This window comes from Belliella aquatica, from assembly GCF_014637795.1.
GTDB classification, from domain to species: domain Bacteria; phylum Bacteroidota; class Bacteroidia; order Cytophagales; family Cyclobacteriaceae; genus Belliella; species Belliella aquatica.
The window spans coordinates 1-19,813 of the sequence record NZ_BMFD01000006.1; the positions used below are offsets into that span (position 1 = coordinate 1).

The window sequence follows — 19,813 nt, forward strand, 5'->3', positions numbered from 1 at the left end:
AAACAAAAAAACCTTATTGAAACTGATTTCAATAAGGTTTTTGTAAATAATTTTAAATCAATACGTTACAGGGTTTTTACCAACTATTTTTGACCATTAGATCAGATTTTAGATTTACAGATATAAAAAACCACAAGCTGCGAAGTTTGTGGTTTTTTTGTGGATAGCCATCTGCTTTAGCTGGAGGATTGGAAAAATTCATCAGCTTTAGAGGCTATAGCCAAAGAGTAGGAGGTAATAATAAATCCATATAAAACCATATTTTATGAATTATTTAAAAGTAAATATTAATTTTTTAGCTTAATTTTCAAAAATATATTTAAATTTTTTAACTAAAAATTTGCTTCTTTCTTTCTTTCTTTCTTGGTATTACCTTAATTAGTAGGGATACATTTTAAGGTATTTTCATTATTCACAACAAAACCAAAAACACAATGAAAAACCAATTCAAAACAAGTAAAGTGGTACGTTTGGTAGCAACAGGTGCATTAAGTTTAATGCTGGTACTGAATGTTATGATTAGTCTGGAATTCGATAAGGATAATATCCTCCCATCTATTGCCTTAATTGAATTAGGAAATAAAGCAATGGCAATTGGGGAAGGAGAGCCTGATGGAGGTGGACTTTATAAAGAATGTTGGGTAACAATAACATCTGTGAAGGGTTATCCTGCTAGGTATTGCGGGACGTGTACCTGGATTGCAAATAGTAAGGGATCAGGCCAGGGTGTTTGTCAAGAAGATCCAGTTATAGAGTAATTTTATTTGCTTATTACAAATTACCTGCTTTGTGATTGAATTTTCAAAGCAGGTGTTTTATTCGAATTTAAACTTTTAATATCCTTCAAATGAATAAAATCAAATACGGATCAATCTTATTATTAATACTTTTCATTAGATGTAATACTAGAAGTGAATTGGACAGGACGAGATTTATGGTGTTAGATTCATTTGTGTATGCCACTGAGTTTCCAAGTGAATTTATACTTGATAACAAAATGGAAACTGGTCTCGATATAGTTGGAGCTTGGGATTTTGCAATTCAAGATAGTTTGATGATTTTTTCAACTAGAAATAATAATGGATTATGGAAATTTCTATCTCTTCCTGAGCTAAATGAATTAGGTGATTTCCTAATTAAAGGAGAAGGACCATTGGAATTTTCTTCTTACCCAAGCGTTACAGACAAAGTCAATTTTTCTGAAATAGGTGGTGTCTTATTTTCATACATATATGATTTTGACAATGGTAGGCTGTTAAAGTTAAATATAAATAAATCTTTGAAAAATAAAGAAACTATAATATCTGTTATTGATGATTCCTTGCCCAAGTTTTTATTTGATTTTATGATGCTTGATAGCGGTAGGTATTTTTACAGAGAAATATCAAATATGGAAACCCAGCAGTTAAGATCTCTAGATCATTTTGGTAATGTGTCAGTAAACATCAATATGGCAAAACTCAATGAAGCTTCTGTAATGAAAGGTATTGATTTTACTGTAATGACTACAATGACAAGGTACAATGAGATTCATGATAAGATTGTAGAAATGAATTTTGGGTTAAACTATATCAACTTATACGCTGTAGATGGTGATTTTGGAAAAACTATTTGTGTTGAATCCAAATTAGATGATATTGGACAGATTGAAAGTAAAGAAAATGTTGACAGAATATTTCGATTTTCTGACGTAAGAGTTTATGATAATTTTTTTGGATTAGTATATGTCAATGAAAAGGAAGAAACATACTTTACATCAAGAAAAAATCTCCCTGAGATTCTTTTGTTTGACTGGGAGGGTAATCCTTTAGCCAAATTGAAACTCCAAAGTCATATATCTACTTTCGATATTGATTTTCTTAATAATGAGATTTATACTTTTGATAGTCGGACTGATGAATTTGCTAAATATGATATTGGAGAAATACTGTCAGTGATACAAAAATAGAAGCTGCCTAACCAAGACAGCTTCTATTTGATTTAACATCTTCAACGTCAATTTCCGTTTATTTCATCCCAACCAACTTCACTTCCAAAGTCACTTCATCGTAAATAAGCTTATCAGCTAAATTCTCAAAGTAGTTTCCTGAACGGTATTTGATATCATATTTGGTTCTATCAAAAGTGATTTTACCAGTTGCTATAACTTTATTCCCTTCTTCTGTTACTTGTGCAGGGAAGGTGACTGGATTGCTGATGCCTTTGATGACTAGATTTCCTTTGATTTCATAATCTTTACCATTGCTGGTTTTCGCTTCCGTGATGGTCATAGACGATTTATTGAATTTTTCTACTGAAAAGAAATCATCTGATTTCAAGTGGTTGGTTAATCTTGCATTTGAATTGGCATCTTTGATATCTTCTACGGTGATGCTTGTCATGTCGATTTCAAAGCTTCCACTCGTGATTCTTCCATTCTGGTAATCTAGGTTTGCAGAAGAAATTTTTACTTTCCCCCAATGTTCGCCTGTAACCTTAGCAGCTTTCCAACCTACTGTACTTTCTGTTTTACTGATATTGAGTGCTTCTAAATTTGAAGCTGAGTTGGTCCAAAGTAGACCAAGCATAGAAAAGATAAGCGCAATTGTTTTCATAATTTCTTATTGAGTTGATTTTTGTGAATGTCTATTAGACTGAGAATTCTTCAATCTGTTTAATCTTGATGCCTGCTTTTCTATAAACGGTAAAAAATCAAGCTTTTTTAGCTTCTTCCCAATAAACATCCATCTCTGCCAAGGTCATATCTTCGATTTTCTTGCCTGATTTTCTGGCAGCATTTTCTAGATATTGAAATCTTTTGATGAATTTGATATTTGTTTTTTCTAAAGCTTCCTCAGGATTGATTTCAATAAATCGGGCGTAATTGATCAAGGAAAAAAGTAAATCCCCAAACTCTCCCGTAGCTTTTTCACGATCGATCTCTTTGTCCGAGTCAGCATTGAATTCTGCTTTGAACTCCTGCATTTCCTCCTCAACTTTTTCCCAAACCTGATTTTTCTCTTCCCAATCAAATCCAACTCCCCGGGCTTTTTCCTGTATTCGCATGGATTTGATCAAAGCAGGTAATGACTTGGGAACTCCTCCCAAAACAGAAGTATTTCCCTTCTCCTTCAATTTGATTTTCTCCCAATTTTGCTTGACCGCTTCTTCGTCAGTAGCGATGGTATCACCATAGATGTGAGGATGCCTTCTGATCAGTTTTTCACAAAGGCTATCAATCACCATCTTGATATCAAACGCCTTTTTTTCATCTCCTATTTTGGCATAGAATACAATGTGAAGCAGGATATCTCCCAGTTCTTTTTTAATTTCCTCCATATCATTCTCCAAGATGGCATCAGACAGCTCAAAAGTCTCCTCAATAGTCAAATGACGAAGACTTTCTATCGTTTGCTTCTTGTCCCAAGGACACTGTTCCCTTAGCTCATCCATGATTGTCAATAAGCGATCAAAAGCTTCAAGCTGTTCTTTTCTAGAGGATAATTCAGACATATTGGGGAAACTAATTGGAATGTATGGGGGTTTTGAAAGTATTGCGTAAATTTGTAAAAATTAATTTGATATGGCAACTCTATATTTGACATTAGGCTTTCTGGCACTGTTTTTCGTTATGATGTCAGTGAGACTTATATTCCTTAAAAACGGCGAGTTTAAAGGTACTTGTGCTTCACAAAATCCTTATCTTAACAAAGAAGGTGGTTCTTGCAGCTACTGCGGAAAAACCGTCGATGCCAACAGCAGCTGTGGCAACCCAGATAATGAGGTTGACAAAGTGCTTGCTAAGTTTAAATAATATTTCTTTTCAATTCCCAAATCTGGGATTTTTCAATATCACCTTAACTACTTTCTAGTGGCTTTAATAAAATCGATTTCTGGTATTCGTGGTACCATTGGTGGCAAACCTGGTGAAGGATTAACCCCTTTGGATGTTGTAAAATTTGCTGCGGCGTATGGCTCTTGGGTAAAAGAAAACACAAGCAATTCAAAAATTGTAATAGGAAGAGATGCCCGGATTTCTGGGGAAATGGTTTCCAAACTTGTTGCTGCGACACTTCAAGGCTTAGGACTTGATGTGATTGATTTGGGGCTGAGCACCACGCCTACTGTGGAGCTTGCTGTACCTTTAGAAAATGCAGGCGGTGGAATCATCCTTACCGCTAGCCATAACCCCATGCAGTGGAATGCACTCAAGCTATTGAACGAGAAGGGCGAGTTTATTTCTGATGAAGAAGGAAAAGATATTTTGGCGAAAGCTGAGAATGACGCATTTCACTTTGCTGAAGTCAAAAAACTCGGTTCTTATACAATCATCGATGATTATATAGACAGACATGTGGAACATGTTCTTGGGTTGAAATTGGTCGATAAGGAAGCAATAGCAGCTAGAAATTTCAAAGTAGTCATAGATTGTGTCAACTCTACTGGAGGGATTGCCCTACCAAAATTATTGAGAGCACTTGGTGTAGACCATATCGAAGAAATGTACTGTACACCTGATGGGCATTTTCCACACAATCCAGAGCCACTTCCAGAAAATTTAAGAGATATCTCTGAGAAATTGAAAAAGGGTAAATATGATCTTGGAATTGTAGTCGATCCAGATGTGGATAGACTTTGTTTTATGAACGAAGATGGTTCTCCATTTGGTGAAGAATATACTTTGGTTGCAGTTGCTGATTATGTGCTTTCAAAAACGCCTGGGAATACGGTTTCAAACCTCAGTTCTACCAGAGCTTTGAGAGATGTGACAGAAAAGAGAAATGGCAAGTACGAAGCTGCAGCAGTTGGAGAAGTGAATGTGGTGAACAAGATGAAGGAAACCAATGCGGTAATCGGTGGAGAAGGAAACGGTGGAGTCATCTATCCTGAGTCACATTACGGAAGGGATGCTTTGGTTGGAATTGGTTTATTCCTGACGCATTTGGCGAATTTTGGAAAGTCGATTTCTCGCTTGAGAGCAACTTATCCAGGGTATCATATTTCCAAAAATAAAATAGAGCTGACACCTGAAATCAATGTAGATCAGGTCTTGGAGGCAATTAAGAAAAAATATGCAAAGCAGCCTATCAATGATATTGATGGGGTGAAAATAGAGTTTGACAAGGAATGGGTTCATTTGAGAAAATCAAATACGGAACCGATTATCAGAATCTATTCTGAATCTGAAAGTCAGGCGACAGCAGAGCATTTAGCAAATAAAATTATGCTTGATATCAAAGAGGTTGTAACTTCCTCATAAATTGAGTTTTGTTAATTCTGCAAGACTTTATAGTATCAATTTACCAGCCCAAATATTGAAGAGATCATGAGAGTTTATTTTGATAACGCCGCAACAACGGCGATGGATGACAGAGTTATAGAAGCCATGTTGCCTTTTATGAAAGAACACTATGGCAACCCGTCTTCTGTGCATAGTCATGGAAGAGAAGTGCGTTCTGCCATAGAAAAATCCAGAAAGAAAGTTGCGGAATTATTAAATGCGTCGCCTTCAGAAATATTTTTTACCTCAGGTGGAACTGAGGCGGATAACACGGCTATCGTATGCGGAATCCAAACTCACGGCATCAAACATGCCATCACTTCTCCTTTGGAGCATCATGCAGTATTGCATACGCTAGAAGAATGCGAGAAAAAAGGTCTGTTAACTCTCAGTATGCTTGAAGTCAATGATAAGGGTGAGCATAACTTAGAGCATTTGCAAGAGCTATTAAAATCCAATCCAAAGAGTTTGATTTCTATTATGCATGCCAACAATGAAATTGGCAACATCAATGATTTGAATGCAATAGGAAACTTAGCCAAAGAATATGATGCTTTCTTTCATTCGGATACAGTTCAGACGATGGGACATTACAAGCATGATCTAAAAAATCTGCCTGTTGATTCAATTGTAGCCGGAGGGCATAAGTTTCATGGACCAAAAGGTGCTGGCTTTTTGTATGTGAATAAAGCGAAAAAAATCTCGCCTTTCATCTATGGTGGAGCGCAAGAAAGAAATATGCGCGGTGGAACTGAAAATGTGATCGGTATCGTCGGGATTGCCAAGGCTTTAGAATTGGCTTATGAGGATATGGAAGGCCACAGGAAACATGTCGAAGGACTGAAATCTAGATTTATAGAACAGCTTCGAGCTCATATTTCTGGTGTTGAATTCAATGGTTTGTCTGCTGATTTAGACAAAAGTCTTTATACAGTTTTGAATGTGAGTTTACCTCCTTCTGAGGACAATGCAGGAATGTTACTTTTCAACTTAGACTTGAATGGAATTTCTGCTTCAGGGGGTTCTGCTTGTAGCAGTGGAGCTTCTGTTGGTTCACATGTGCTGAGAGCATTGGGTGCAAGTTCGGAAAGAGATGCTGTCAGATTCTCTTTTAGCCGCTTCAACACAGTCGAAGAAGTTGATTATACAGTCGAAAAATTGAAAGAACTTTACGGCGTTATTGCCTAATTGCAGTTTTACAAAAATTTTAAACCTGTCAGGTTTCATGGGGTTCTACTGCTTATTTAACTTCATGCTTAAAACCTGACAGGTTTCAACTCTAAAAACAGGACTAATTTCCTGCGTAGATAATAAAAACAGTTGGGATTTTGTGAAGGTCAATCTTCGCCTTCTTCCAATTTTGGACTGTTTTCGTTTGGATAAATTCATCTGCACCGGTTAGATTTTTTCCAATACAAAGCTTTGTGTTTGGATGTAAGGTGTTTTTCAAATCCTCAAAAAGTGGATTGTTTCTAAATGGCGTTTCCATAAAAATCTGGGTACGGTTGCTTTTGATGGATTCTGCTTCTAGATTTTTGATGGCGGCGATTCTGTCTTTTTTATCGATAGGCAGATAGCCATGAAAAGCAAAAGATTGTCCATTGAACCCAGAACCCATTAAAGCCAAAAACATGGAACTTGGCCCTGAAAGTGGGACAACTTGAATGCCTTTTTCATGTGCCCAAGCTACAGCTACTGCTCCAGGGTCTGCGATTCCCGGGCAACCCGCCTCAGAAATAATCCCCATATCTTCACCATTAAGAATAGGTTGCATCAATTCTTGTAATTGTGGAGTCCGGGTTTTCTTGTTCAAAATCTCCAAATGTAAATCTTCGATAACTAGTCCAAGCTTTAAGCTGCTGATGTACCTTCTGGCAGTTCTAAGTTCTTCGACAAGATAATGCTTTGTGTTTTTGACTACTTCCTTGATCTGAGGAGACATGACAGTCTGTGAAGTGTTTTCTGCAAGGATAGATGGAATGAGGAAAAGTTTGCCTTTCATAATGCAAAGATGGCCAAAAATTAATCAGCGGTCAACTTTTGATTTTAGTTCATAGCCTGTGTTCCTGTTTCTATCTTTTTCACCACCTGCTGTCTGCTGCCTGAGGGGTGGTGGATCAGCTCCATGACCAGGTAGGCATTGGAATAGAGCTTGGGCAGTTCTAGCTCTGAGAAATACAATAAGGAAAGAGACCCGTAAGCTTGAGATATCAGCTCAGAGTAAAAACCAAATATCTGCTCTTCCCAAAAATAGTGTTCCTGAATATTTCTGATATGTTCTTTGGATTCGATTACTTCTAAGAAGGTATTAGGATAAGTAAACCAACCTGTGCTTTCACCATGCGATGGCCTAAATTTCATTCTTAAACTTCCACTTTCATTAACAATTAAGTGTAGTGGGATTTCTAGTTGAGATTCTTCCGTCACTTTTATAAAACCTCCTTCCTTTGATATAAACGAAAGTTCTTGAGGTTTAAAACCTATAAAGGAATCATGACTTTTGCAATTTAAAACACCATATGCACATATATAATCCGTATTCCTATAGTGCACAGAATTAGGCTTTTCACGTTCGTCTAATAGACTTGCACGCTTGCTATTCGCTGTCACGCTGACTTCATCTAGCAAGATGCCTGTAGTCTCCATATTGAAGGTGAACTTTGGCTTGCCCTGCTCTATCAGCTTCCTCGCATGGATGGCAGCAAGCAGATCTGGGAGAGTGCTTTTTAAGATTTCGAGATCAGGATAAGCCACTGACACATCTACTTTCCCCTGAAAGTCATCATGGCTCACCACATGGTAGTCATCGTCTAGTATGCTGAAGTCAAACTGATCAAAGAGGTAGTTGCCATCCGAATCGCTGGTGTAGTAGATCTCGTTTTCTCTATTGAATACCACAATCTTCTGACCGCCCTTCTTCTTTCCATTCTGATGGGAGTGGAATACCGCTATGGTCTGTTCATCAAATCCCAGCTCTCCATGAGCTATATCTCCTGTGTGTCCCATCTCTGCAACCAACTCCGGGAAATCAGTGATCGATAGCTTCACCGAAACATTTGACATAGTTACCCAAGGATTGATCATCCTGCTGAGCGTTACTTGTGCCAAGCTATCATTCAGAGCCTTCATACTGATATCCGCTTCTCTGATTGCGATCAGGGGATTATAGATGGCTAGTTCAGTGAGCTCAGTTTCTTCTGCATGAATTTTAATTTTCAGTTTCCCAGGAGGCAGCATCCTTGCAGGAATTTTCATGTTTTGCTGCGTACCATTGGCTTGGAAAATGACACTGTCCTTTGTCATGATCTGCACGGTGATTCCTTCGGTAGGGACTGGATTAGCCATGCTAAGCTCCCAATTATCTTCTTGTAGTCTGGCACTCAGTTCTCCCGATTTGATTTCTTGTGGCTGTTTGGTATTCGGGGCAAACTGAAATGCTACTTCTTGAGTAGTTATATTCCAGGTTGGGTTGGTCGTCTCCACTTGCTTGCGCCAGACTTGTTGCAAGTCTGTACTAGCAGGAAGGATATCCACATGTGCATAGCTGATGCGCTCTGGGGAAATCTTCGGTATGGCCAAAAGTACGTATGCACCATACGCAGACAATGCTTCTTCTATATAAAAACTCCCTTTGGACACAGGAGCGATGGGGATGTGAATGTTAAAGTCTACGATGCGCTTGTCTATCGGATCCACCCAAAGCACATAGTGGGGTACATCAAAATAAGCACTGTCCACTCCCAAATAATAATCTATCGGCTCCTGCTCAAAAACCACACTCTTTTTCAGTTCTAGGCTTTGCTGACCGAAAGCAGATAGCCCTAAAAACATAAAAAGTACTAAAAGAAGCTCTCTATAAAATACAGCCATTACACAAAATTTTCTTTAATATAATGATTTTAGTTCATAGCCTGTGTGCCTGCTGCTATCTTTTTCACCACCTGCTGTCTGCTGCCTGAGGGGTGGTGGATCAGCTCCATGACCAGGTAAGCATCGGAATAGAGCTTAGGCAGTTCTAGCTCTGAGAAATACAATAAGGAAAGAGACCCGTAAGCTTGAGATATCAGCTCTGAGTAAAAACCAAATACCTGCTCTTCCCAAAAATAATGTTCTTGAACATTCCTGATTCGTTCTTTGGATTCGATTACTTCAAAGAAAGTAAGTGGATAAGGTAACATAGAACCAGCATTCTTTCTGTGCGAAGTCCAGTATTTCAAAATAGGCCTATCATCTTCAGTCTTATATAAATGTAAGGGCCTTTGAGAAGTCTTTCCCCTCCATGGATTAATTTTTATACCTTTAACGTCAATTGAGGTTGCCTCACCATTAATCCCTATATATGGTGGATGTTGATCACAGTTTAACACTCCAAATAAACAGATACCATCTGTATTCCTAAAGTGCACAGAATTGGGTTTTTCACGCTCGTCTAATAAAGTAGCACGCTTGCGCTTGGCTGTCACACTGACTTCATCTAGCAAGATGCCTGTATTCTCCATATTGAAGGTGAACTTTGGCTTGCCCTGCTCTATCAGCTTCCTTGCAGGGATAGTAGCAAGTAAATCAGGGAGTATGGACTTTAAGGATTCAAGATCAGGATAGGTCACCGCTACATCCACTTTTCCCTGAAAGTCATCATGGCTCACCACATGGTAGTCATCGTCTAGCATGCTGTAGTCAAACTGATCAAAGAAGTAGTTGCCATCCGAATCGCTGGTGTAGTAGATCTCGTTTTCTCTATTGAATACCACAATCTTCTGACCGCCCTTCTTCTTTCCATTCTGATGGGAGTGGAACACCGCTATGGTCTGTTCATCAAATTCCTGCCCTTCATGTACTATATCTCCTGTATGCCCCATATCCACCACCAACTCTGGAAAGTCAGTGATCGACAGCTTCACTGAGACATCTGACATGGCTATCCAAGGATTGATCAACTTACTCAGCGCTACTAGTGCTAAGCTATCGTTCAATGTTTCAAAGCTGATATCTGCTTCCCTGATTGCGATTAGGGGATTATAGATGGCTAGTTCAGTGAGCTCAGTTTCTTCTGTTTGAATTTTAATTTTCAGTTCCCCTGGAGGTAGCATCCTTGCAGGGATCTTCATGTTTTGCTGTGTACCATTGGCTTGGAACACTACACTGTCTTTGGTCATGATCTGCACGGTGATTACTTCGGTAGGGACTGGATTAGCCATGCTAAGCTCCCAATTATCTTCTTGTAGTCTGGTACTCAGTTCTCCCGATTTGATTTCTTGTGGCTGTTTGGTATTCGAGGCAAACTGAAATGCTACTTCTTGAGTAGTTCTATTCCAGTTTGGGTTGGTCGTCTCCACTTGCTTGCGCCAGACTTGTTGCAAGTCTGTACTAGCAGGAAGGATATCCACATGTGCATAGCTGATGCGCTCGGGGGAAATCTTCGGTATGGCTAAAAGTACATAGGCGCCATAAGCGGACAGTGCCTCTTCTATATAAAAACTGCCTTTGGACACAGGTGCGATGGGGATGTGGATATTAAAATCTACGATGCGTTTGTCTATCGGATCTACCCAAAGAACATAATGAGGCACATCAAAATATGCACTGTCCACTCCCAAATAATAATCAATCGGCTCCTGTTCAAAGACCACACCCTTCTTCAGCTCTAGACTTTGCTGACCGAAGGCAGAAAGCACAGAGAAAAAAAAGAGTGTGGTATAGGAAAATTGAATCTTCATTAATACAAAACTAAGACGGGAAACAGTCTGATTCTATTTTTGAAAGATAGTAGGCAAACTTAATACAATCTTGTGGATTCCCTGTTGATGCACACGCACCTCCATACATTTCTGCTAGAAGAATATAGTATGGACAAAAAAGACTGATTTCCCCCATAAGTTTTTCCTCTAGCTCGCTACATTCTAACAAATCATCCTCCACCTCAAAAGTTAGACAATTTTCTATTAAGTCCACCTCATTCTCCAAGAGCATAGCATTTGTGAGTGGGATACTGCTTGAAGCAAAAACAAACAAGCCAATCAGCATGAAACTTTTTAGTAAATTTTTCATAATATAAAGATTTTAGTTGAATAGCAATATATATATATCAAAATAAAATCTTCAAAACATTATAATCAAACCTAAATATCAAGGTTTCAGTCTTGGCTTCTTCATTGAGAATTTTACTGAAAAAGTCCGAAAAAAAGGTAAATACCTGAGACTTTTTCAGCAAGCTCTAAATACAGCCGATTATGTATTAGAAAATCCTTTTGTTCTCGACTTTCCTACCTAAAAGTGTACCTCAAGCCTATACCAGCTCTAAAGTAAGTCCCGTATTCAGTTGGGAAAATCGGCGATGCCTCCATTAAGAAGCCAAAGTTTCTGGTATTGGCAAATGGCTTTACCAAAACGCCAAGTGGTACGCCCAAGTACAGCCCATCTCTATTGCCTTCTGTACCCAAAAGGAAACCACTGTAGAAATTCACTTCTTCTTTTTGGACGAAATTGTATCCAAATGTACCTTCTATCCCCACTCGGCCTCCTGTAGAAACGCGAGCCTCTCCGAAGATTTTGTTTTCCGGATCAGTTCCGATCGAGGCAAAAGTTGCGGAACTTAATCTATACACTCCTGCGCTGATCTGTGCTTGTGACTCAAGGATCGCTGCAAAAAACAACAGCATCGAAAATAACTTTAAATTTTTCATAAATCGTAAATAGTTGGTTTCCGTTCGTTTTGCAAAGACTTTGCCAAAAATAGGATCAATTCCTAAGAAAGAAGGATTCTTTTCCCCTGCTGATTGCTCTCAAACGCCGCTTCTATGATTTGAAGAACAGCAATGGCTTCGTCAATTTTCACGAAGGGAGCTTCTATTCCATGAATAGCTTTGGCAATATTTTCATAAAAAAGCCTGTAATCCCCACGCGAGGTTTCGTATTTGAAGCTTCGGTCTTCTAGGTAGATGGTTCCCCAACTTTCTTCTGATTCCAAACCCCAATCCGTACCTTGAGGCAATGTCTCTGCTTTCAACGCCCGCTCTTGAACATCCAGACCAAATTTAGAAAAGGAGCCCTTTTCACCTAGTAAAAGGAATTTCGGCATGGGTGCATTGGAAAGTACAGAAGCAGTGAGTCTGACAAAAACATCATCATAGCCCAAAGTAATCTCAAAGAAATCATCAGCAAGAGCACCGGTTCTTTGACTTCGGATATCTCCCGAAATCCATTGAGGCATTCCAAAAAGTATATAGGCTTGATCTATCAAATGTGTTCCCAAATCATAGGTGATGCCATTTCCGGGAACGTCTTTTTCTCGCCAATTTTCAGTTAGCACAGGGCGGAAGCGATCAAAATGAGATTCAAAATGTACCAAACGTCCCAAAATTCCTTCATGTAGAATCTTTTTAATTGTCTGAAAATCTCCGTCTAACCTTCGATTTTGGAAAACCGAAAGCAATAAGCCTTTTTGCGCTGCAATCGCTTTCAACTCCTCGGCTTCCTTGGAAGAAATCGTAACCGGCTTATCTACCACCACATGTTTTCCATAAGAAAGCGCAAGCTTGGCTTGATCGAAATGCAAATGATTAGGAGTGACGATGATAATTAAATCTGCTATATCAGCCTCTAATAAGGTTTCTAAGCTTTTGAATATTTGAACCTGAGGATATTTTTCTTTCGATTTTGTTAAATTTCTTTCTACAACAGCAACTAGCTCCAAATTTTCACAAACAGTTATCAACGGAGCATGGATTTTTTCCCCCACCGATCCATATCCCACCAAAGCCGCTTTTATTTTCGTCATTTTTTAAATATTATGATTATCCGCAATAGTACTAGTATTTGAATATCTCACACTTAATCATGCGGATAATCGTCCTCAGTCTACAGTCAACCGACCACAGCTGATTGTGTTGGACTTCATACACTCTTATAAATGGCTACTACCATAAAAGCTGATATCAGATTAAATATTTTAATTATCTGCTTTCTACACTGTAGCCATTAAAAAATGTTTCACTTATTATATTGGGACTACTGTTGACAGTCGGCCGTTGACCGTTGACTCTCTGACTTTGCCTGAATTTTCTCATTTACATTTTTGCGGATAATCACATTATACATTCATCTCCATTGCCTTTTTTACTAATTCTAAGGCAGAACTTACCCCAAGTTTGGAGTTGATTTTCTTTCTGTGCGACTCTATAGTAAGTTGACTGAGGTGCAATTCTTCTGCGATTTCTCTGTTAATCTTCCCATCTTTTATCATCAGGAAGATTTGTAGTTCTCTTTTAGATAGCTTGTATTTATCTCTAAATGAATCAAAAAAGTAATTATCGCTGTTTTGTTGGATGACTTTTTGAAAACTCATCACGTGACTGCCATCTAAGACTTCTCTGATGGTATAAATCAGTTCATCTGGATCAGCATCCTTGAGAATGTAAGCATTGGCACCAAGTTTTTGGCACTTTTTAAAAATAATCTCTTCGTCATACATGGATAAGACAATGACCTTAGTTCGCGGATATTTTGACTTAATTGCGCTAATGACACCATCTCCACTCATAACCGGCATATTCATATCTGTAAGGACTACATCTATTTGGTTATTTTCAAGAAAATTGATCAATTCCTGACCATTGATGAAAGTCCCGCAAATCTGAAAATCCTCTTCCTCAGCAAGGAGGCCTTCGATTCCTTTGGCGAATAGTTTGTGATCGTCTGCGATTGCTATTTTTATCATGATAAGGGTAATTATCCAAAAGATAGCTTATGCAAATCAATTTGGCAATAAAAGTTTGATTTGCGTGCCTTTTCCTAGGTTGGAATCGATTTCTATCGTGCCACCGATTGTCTTCATTCTTGATTTTAAATTATGCATACCAGAACCATTACTCTCTTTTGTGGTGTCGAAGCCGATGCCATTGTCTGTGATTAGCACTTCCAAATGTTCGGATATAAAGTTTAGGTCTACTCGAATCAACTTGGGTTTAGCATGTTTGATTGCATTGTTGAGGCATTCTTGGATCACTCTGATTAAAACAAGTTTCCTAGAGTTTTCAAAATCTTGCAATTCGCCTTTCGTTTCAAATTCTATTTTACAAAACTCCAACTGCTCAAGCTTGTCGAGTTCTTTTCTAATAAACGTTTCCAGATCGACTGTTTCCACCCAATCTAAATTGAGGGTTTTGGAAAGTGTTCTAACTTCCTTGATAACTTGATTGATTAGCAGCTTTCCTTCATAAACCTTATCATCCTTGGTGCTGTTGAGCGTAAGTTTTGTGAGGGAAAGAAGCTGCCCAATATTGTCATGGAGCTCTCTGCCCACGTGATTAAGTGTTTCTTCTTGAATTTCTTTCTCTACATTCAGGATGGTCTTCTCAAATTCAGCTTTTAAGCTTTCTAGTTTTTGTTTGTTTTTGATTTGCCTGCTTCTGTGAATCAATACCATAGTAACGATAAAGCCAGCCATCAGCAAGGTCAGCAGTGACCCAAATAGAATCAAAAGAAAAATATTACTGCCTTCATTTCCCATGGCTTACAATCCTAGATTTCAAATCATTTTGGATCCCTAATTTAGGCTTTTTGTACTGATTTTTTTAAGTAGGGAAGATAAAAAGCCAGTCCCATTCCTAAATACATGATTACTGCCATTGTTCTTTTTATAGAACCTAAAATTAAAATTAGATTTCGATCTAAATCAGTTACAAATGTTACAGAAGAAAAGTAAAGGAAAGTAGTTGTATAAAATAAAAATACACAGGTAGTAATCCAAAATAGAGGATTCAAAGGCAGTTTTTCATCGATAAACCAGTCTTTTAAGAAGACAGAAATAAAGAAGTAAATGCAACAAAGAATAATCATAAAGCTCCCCAAAGAAAAAGAGTAGGTATGAAAAGTATGTAAGTCTTCAATATAAAGGGTATAGATAATTCCCCAAAACAGAAATGAAATGGAGGCTATTTTGATTAGGAGTTTTGCTTTTTTAGATTCAAAAAAACTTTCGAAAAGCCATAGGATCAATACAGTCTCCAAATAAACAAAGAATATGTTGTAGACATCAATGTTGTTTATTTTCCTTGGAACAGTATAGGCTCCATATGACTCAAGACACAATCCTAGTAATAAAATAATAAATGTGATAAGATGTTGCTTCTTAAAGCTGCTTTTTAAAAAAAAGTGAGGTATGCTTAAAAGCAACCCCACTAAAATTACAGCTACATACCAATCTATATGTTCCATTCTTTATATTTTTAGCAATCTGGAGGACACATTCTTCCTCCATTCCAGCCATCATCCTCTTCTTCGGATTCAGGATCTTGGTTTTGAATTACTTCTTCCAGATCTGCCTCGATCAAATTTGTTGGTACCAAAACTAAGGAAATTCTTCCAATTTAGTCTTTTCAAATCAGCTATTGAGAAAAGAATTGAAAACCCCATTTAATTTTTTTTTTCGGATCTATTGAAATAAGGAAGGTAGAATGCAAGACCCATTCCTAGGTACATGATCACTGCCATTATTCTTTTTGAAGTACTTAAAATTAAAATTAAATTTTTATCTAAGTCTGTTAGAAATATTACTGATGAAAAGTATAAAAAAGTACTTGTATAAAACAGAAATATAAAGGTTGAAATCCAAAAGAGCGGATTAAGGATTAGCTTTTCATCTAAAAACCAATCTTTCAAGAAAATTGAAACAAAGAAATAGATACAGCAAATAATAATAAGTAAACTTCCGAAAGTAAAAGATAAGGTCTGAAAAGTATCTAGTTGACCTAAATATAAACTATAGCCTACTCCCCACAACAGAAAAGCAATCATAGCCATGTTAATCGAATTTTTAATTATTTTAGTTTTCAAAAAACTTTTGAAAAACAAAAGTATTAATATCGTTTCTAAGTAAATAAAGAAAAGATTGTATGCAATGGTATTATTGATTTTTCTTAGCAAAGTATATGTTCCGTAAGTTTCTAGACATACACTTAGAAGTAAGATTAAAAAAATAATAAAGTGTTGATTTTTATATTTGTTTGGAAAAAAAAATGAGGGGATGCTTAAAAGCAGCCCCATTATAATTAAACCGATATACCAGTATTTCATATTTTTTAATTGGTTATGCATTCCGGTGGGCATAACATCCCTCCATTCCAACCATCATCATCTTCGTCAGATGTAGGCTCTTGAACATGGTTTACCTCTTGTAGACCCTCTTCCGTTAAATTTGTCGGAACCAAAACTAATGAAATTCTTCCAATATAGTCTTCTCTTTTTGGGCGATCTGCTGGGATCATCGAAATAGTTTCCTTGTCATACTGACCGAAAAACATTTTCAAGCCTCCAGTTTTCCCATCTGCATCAGCCTTTGCCAAAGCCGCTTCAATAGTTTCTCTGTTAAACCACACCCAGTTTGTTTGCTCTTTGATAGGTTTGCCATCAGCACCTATGCCTGGTTTGTTGATCTTTCCATTCTTCGCATAATTTTCGCGGAATTTTTTAATTAATCCTTTTTTCATGTTTTATTTGGTTAGTTGTTTGTTATTGGGCAGATAAACTGAAAAGGCATGATGTTTAATTTATTTCAGTTTTAAACTTATTTTTTTACTAGAAAGCATTTGAATTTCTTTTCGATATAAAGAACGGGATAAAAAAAGAAAGTCCAAATGTCAGGTACATAATACCAGCTAGCAAACGGTTGAAATTAAATAAAAGCGCTACATTTTCAATAATAGGCTTTGGGTAAAATTGATAGGTCCCAAAGAGTAAAACCGCTTCGCAATAGAAAAATAACAAGGCACAAACAATCCAAAAGTGAGGGACACTTAAGATATTCCTTTCAGCGAAGATTTTTAGATTCAAAATTTTTGAGAGAAAGTGAACACTTAAAATAATAATGGCTATGGCAAAAGGGAGAAAAGAAAAGAACTGAAAAGTACTTGTGATATCTTGAAAGAAAAGTGTGTTTCCCAATCCCCAAGTCATCATAGAAATGGTAATGAGTCTAATTTTTTTCTTTACTAAAGCGTCGATTTCTAAAGTATAGAAATAGAAAATTAAAAGGACAGACTCTAGGTAAACCCATCCGATATTGTAGAGGAGAGAATTGTTGATTGACCTTGATGCGGTATAATCTCCAGTAATCTCCATTAAAAACACTAAAAAAAGGATTGCAAGGATGACACCATGATTTTTGATTTGAGGTTTGTTTTTGATTCCCCAAAATAAAACAGAAGCAAATAGGCTAACTCCTATGCAAACGAGATAAAAATTTGGACTCATGTACCTTAGCTATAGATTAATTACAAAGTTAAGAGATATAAAACCTCTAAAAAATACCCTGAACAGGGTATTTTTTAGAGGTTTCTTTCGAATCAGTGCTTTTATTGACAATGGTAAAAGTCTAGGTTGAACTTGTATTTGTATAATACTTCTGGGCGACCAACCTCACATTTTAATGCAAGCTTTACCTTTATTCCTAGGCGATTCTTAGTCTCACATATTTTAAGGAGTTTTCCCTACACTTCTGCTGGAACCTGTACCACATTCCCAGACGAGCCTGTCCCGCAGAATTGCGGGAGAATGAAACTTGATTAACCCCGCATGCCAATGCGGAGGAAAAGAATAATCAACCACATCCCCCAACAACACCGAAGGTGTTGAATCATCTTCTCCCTTTAAGTCTCTTATACCAAACTCAACTCCTCTGGAGTTGGTAGTATCTAGTATTGAGGATTGTTCTTTTCACCTTAGATTGGTTCTCCCGAAATCCTGCGGGACAGGCTCATTCGGGAACGGTGCTTTAAAATCAACCGATATTTTACTGGGCAGTAATTACCTTTATATCTTTCTCCTACTCTTGAGTTAGTATATTCTACATTTGATGAGCCAACCCTATTCCAAGCAAGCCTGTTCAGCAGTATTACATCTGACCTTCCCAGATGAACCTGTTCCACAGAATTGAACCCTATATTCCCGAAGGGAATGAACCATGATTAGCCCCGCATGCCAATGCGGAGGAAAAGAATAATCAACCCCACCTCCCAACAACACCGAAGGTGTTGAATCATCTTCTCCCTTTAAGTCTCTTATATCAAATTCAACTCCTTCGGAGTTGGTGGTTTTTAGGTTATGTTTTTCATCCATACCACCGGATTTTTATCCTGGGTTAATCAGATTTGTTCCCATTCGGGAACGGTAATACTAAAGTTTGCTTGAATTTAAAGTAGATATTTTTCATCAAAAATGACCCCATGATCATTCAATAACTTTTTATACTCCTCTAAATATGAAACATGCTTATGATGTTCTTCTTGATTGATGATATAATCAATTAGCTTATCCTTACTATTCGCATTGACAGTAAAAGCCCCATAACCTTCTTGCCATCCATTCCAATCTTTAAAAAGTAGCTTATCTTTTATTAATGTAGATGTAGATAGTTTGATATCTTTCACCAAACTTGCCAATGAAATTGATTGATGAATATGTGTAAAAATATGGATATGGTCTTCGACTCCATTTAAGCGGTAGAGATGGCAGTTTTTATTTTTCAAATACCCATAGATATAGGCAAATAGTTCTTTTTTATTGCTTTGAGTTATAGTTTTTTCTCTTTTATATGTTGAAAAGACAATGTGATAAAGTAGAGATGTGTAAGTGCTCATGATTAAATAGTTAATGTTAAAAATCATAACTAAGATAGAAAGATTAAAAAAATAATTCAAGGTGTAAGGATAGTTGATTTTCATTATCTAACCTGCCTTCATGAAATTCAACTCCTTCGGAGTTGGTAGTTGTTAGGTTATGTTTTTCATCCATACCACCGGATTTTCATCCGGGGTTAATCAGATTTGTTCCCATTCGGGAACGGTGCTTTAAAATCAACCGATATTTTACTGTTAAGCAATTACATTCATATCAATCTACCATTCCTAAGTGAGTCTCTCCAACATTTGAGGAGCCAACCCTATCCCCAGCAAGCCTGTTCAGCAGAATTAGATCCCACATTCCCGAAGGGAATGAACCATGATTAGCCCCGCATGCCAATGCGGAGGAAAAGAATAATCAACCACATCCCCCAACAACACCGAAGGTGTTGAATCATCTTCTCCCTTTAAGTCTCTTATACCAAACTCAATTCATCTGGAGTTGGTAGCAGCTAGTATCGAGGATTATTCTTTCCACCGGATTTTATCAGGGGTTAATCAGATTTGTTCTCCCGAAATCCAGCGGGTTGGGCTCTTTCAGGAAAATAGCTTTAAACTTTACTTCCCGCGATTATTTATAAGATCGGTTGAAATAGTTAAATGAAAAATATAAAAGAGTAGTTTGATATACCTAAACCCAAAAGAAGTAAAACATGATTAGGAATGATCCTAAAATCGAAAATCCTAAAACGATAATTTCACTTTTTTTGATGAGATGTTCTTTATTCTTGAAGATCAGTGCGGCAATGGCTACAAATAAGATGCATCCTAAAAATGTCGATTGAATGAAAATAGATTCTGTGATTCTCTCTCTTAAACTAATGTAAAAAAGAATTAAAATAAATGTTAGGGCACTTAAAGATTTGTTAAGCTTCAT

The 19,813-nt window shown here is 37.3% G+C and carries 21 protein-coding genes; 5 read left to right on the forward strand and 16 right to left on the reverse strand.

All coding sequences use genetic code 11. The features are described from left to right. Nucleotides 1-434 precede the first annotated feature (434 nt). Nucleotides 435-758, forward strand: coding sequence for a hypothetical protein (locus tag IEV57_RS09990; protein ID WP_089238228.1), 324 nt, complete (start codon nt 435-437; stop codon nt 756-758). 89 nt (nt 759-847) lie between these two features. Continuing rightward, the gene (locus IEV57_RS09995; protein ID WP_188442301.1) at nt 848-1,948 is read left to right on the forward strand and encodes a BF3164 family lipoprotein; all 1,101 of its coding nucleotides are present in this window, start codon (nt 848-850) and stop codon (nt 1,946-1,948) included. 58 nt (nt 1,949-2,006) lie between these two features. Here the strand turns inward: IEV57_RS09995 and IEV57_RS10000 are convergent, their stop codons facing one another. Both IEV57_RS10000 and mazG read right to left on the reverse strand, forming a co-directional pair. Next, nucleotides 2,007-2,594, reverse strand: a complete 588-nt coding sequence (locus tag IEV57_RS10000; protein ID WP_188442303.1) for a YceI family protein — start codon at nt 2,592-2,594, stop codon at nt 2,007-2,009. 97 nt (nt 2,595-2,691) lie between these two features. Next, nucleotides 2,692-3,492, reverse strand: a complete 801-nt coding sequence (mazG, locus tag IEV57_RS10005; protein WP_188442305.1) for a nucleoside triphosphate pyrophosphohydrolase — start codon at nt 3,490-3,492, stop codon at nt 2,692-2,694. A 70-nt stretch (nt 3,493-3,562) separates the two neighbouring features. Between mazG and IEV57_RS10010 the strand changes: the two genes are divergently transcribed. From IEV57_RS10010 to IEV57_RS10020, 3 genes are all read left to right on the forward strand, one after another. After that, complete coding sequence (locus IEV57_RS10010) at nt 3,563-3,793, forward strand: hypothetical protein (protein WP_188442306.1); 231 nt, start codon at nt 3,563-3,565, stop codon at nt 3,791-3,793. Nucleotides 3,794-3,850: 57 nt separating this feature from the next. Beyond that, nucleotides 3,851-5,239, forward strand: a complete 1,389-nt coding sequence (glmM, locus tag IEV57_RS10015; protein WP_188442308.1) for a phosphoglucosamine mutase — start codon at nt 3,851-3,853, stop codon at nt 5,237-5,239. Between the two features lie 66 nt (nt 5,240-5,305). Further along, entirely contained in the window at nt 5,306-6,448 is a 1,143-nt protein-coding gene (locus IEV57_RS10020; protein WP_188442310.1) for a cysteine desulfurase family protein, read from the forward strand. A 103-nt stretch (nt 6,449-6,551) separates the two neighbouring features. On the opposite strand, the gene IEV57_RS10025 is transcribed toward IEV57_RS10020, so the two are convergent. The 14 genes from IEV57_RS10025 to tnpA all read right to left on the reverse strand — a co-directional run bounded on the left by IEV57_RS10025 (nt 6,552) and on the right by tnpA (nt 18,894). Next, complete coding sequence (locus IEV57_RS10025) at nt 6,552-7,262, reverse strand: SAM-dependent methyltransferase (RefSeq protein WP_188442312.1); 711 nt, start codon at nt 7,260-7,262, stop codon at nt 6,552-6,554. A 44-nt stretch (nt 7,263-7,306) separates the two neighbouring features. Next, a complete protein-coding gene (locus IEV57_RS10030) occupies nt 7,307-9,130 on the reverse strand; it encodes a hypothetical protein (RefSeq protein WP_188442314.1) in 1,824 nt (607 codons plus the stop codon). A 29-nt stretch (nt 9,131-9,159) separates the two neighbouring features. Then, the gene (locus tag IEV57_RS10035; protein ID WP_188442316.1) at nt 9,160-10,977 is read right to left on the reverse strand and encodes a hypothetical protein; all 1,818 of its coding nucleotides are present in this window, start codon (nt 10,975-10,977) and stop codon (nt 9,160-9,162) included. A 10-nt stretch (nt 10,978-10,987) separates the two neighbouring features. After that, the gene (locus IEV57_RS10040) at nt 10,988-11,308 is read right to left on the reverse strand and encodes a hypothetical protein (RefSeq protein WP_188442319.1); all 321 of its coding nucleotides are present in this window, start codon (nt 11,306-11,308) and stop codon (nt 10,988-10,990) included. Nucleotides 11,309-11,523: 215 nt separating this feature from the next. Then, nucleotides 11,524-11,943 carry an outer membrane insertion C- signal gene (locus tag IEV57_RS10045; protein WP_188442321.1) on the reverse strand — a complete coding sequence of 140 codons (420 nt, stop codon included), beginning with the start codon at nt 11,941-11,943 and terminating at the stop codon, nt 11,524-11,526. A gap of 62 nt (nt 11,944-12,005) precedes the next feature. After that, the gene (locus IEV57_RS10050; protein WP_188442324.1) at nt 12,006-13,037 is read right to left on the reverse strand and encodes a Gfo/Idh/MocA family oxidoreductase; all 1,032 of its coding nucleotides are present in this window, start codon (nt 13,035-13,037) and stop codon (nt 12,006-12,008) included. A 312-nt stretch (nt 13,038-13,349) separates the two neighbouring features. Next, nucleotides 13,350-13,976 carry a response regulator transcription factor gene (locus tag IEV57_RS10055; protein ID WP_188442326.1) on the reverse strand — a complete coding sequence of 209 codons (627 nt, stop codon included), beginning with the start codon at nt 13,974-13,976 and terminating at the stop codon, nt 13,350-13,352. 36 nt (nt 13,977-14,012) lie between these two features. Continuing rightward, complete coding sequence (locus tag IEV57_RS10060; protein ID WP_188442328.1) at nt 14,013-14,768, reverse strand: sensor histidine kinase; 756 nt, start codon at nt 14,766-14,768, stop codon at nt 14,013-14,015. 41 nt (nt 14,769-14,809) lie between these two features. Beyond that, nucleotides 14,810-15,475, reverse strand: a complete 666-nt coding sequence (locus IEV57_RS10065; protein ID WP_188442330.1) for a hypothetical protein — start codon at nt 15,473-15,475, stop codon at nt 14,810-14,812. A gap of 198 nt (nt 15,476-15,673) precedes the next feature. Beyond that, nucleotides 15,674-16,060: a hypothetical protein gene (locus IEV57_RS19370; protein WP_229744353.1), complete on the reverse strand. Its 387-nt coding sequence runs from the start codon at nt 16,058-16,060 to the stop codon at nt 15,674-15,676. A gap of 278 nt (nt 16,061-16,338) precedes the next feature. Continuing rightward, nucleotides 16,339-16,746, reverse strand: a complete 408-nt coding sequence (locus IEV57_RS10075) for a hypothetical protein (protein ID WP_188442333.1) — start codon at nt 16,744-16,746, stop codon at nt 16,339-16,341. A gap of 88 nt (nt 16,747-16,834) precedes the next feature. Further along, on the reverse strand, nt 16,835-17,509 hold the full coding sequence (locus IEV57_RS10080; RefSeq protein ID WP_188442335.1) for a hypothetical protein: 675 nt from the start codon (nt 17,507-17,509) through the stop codon (nt 16,835-16,837). Nucleotides 17,510-18,121: 612 nt separating this feature from the next. Beyond that, on the reverse strand, nt 18,122-18,373 hold the full coding sequence (locus IEV57_RS10085; RefSeq protein WP_188442337.1) for a hypothetical protein: 252 nt from the start codon (nt 18,371-18,373) through the stop codon (nt 18,122-18,124). Between the two features lie 74 nt (nt 18,374-18,447). Then, entirely contained in the window at nt 18,448-18,894 is a 447-nt protein-coding gene (gene tnpA / locus IEV57_RS10090; RefSeq protein WP_188442343.1) for an IS200/IS605 family transposase, read from the reverse strand. Between the last annotated feature and the right edge of the window lie 919 nt (nt 18,895-19,813).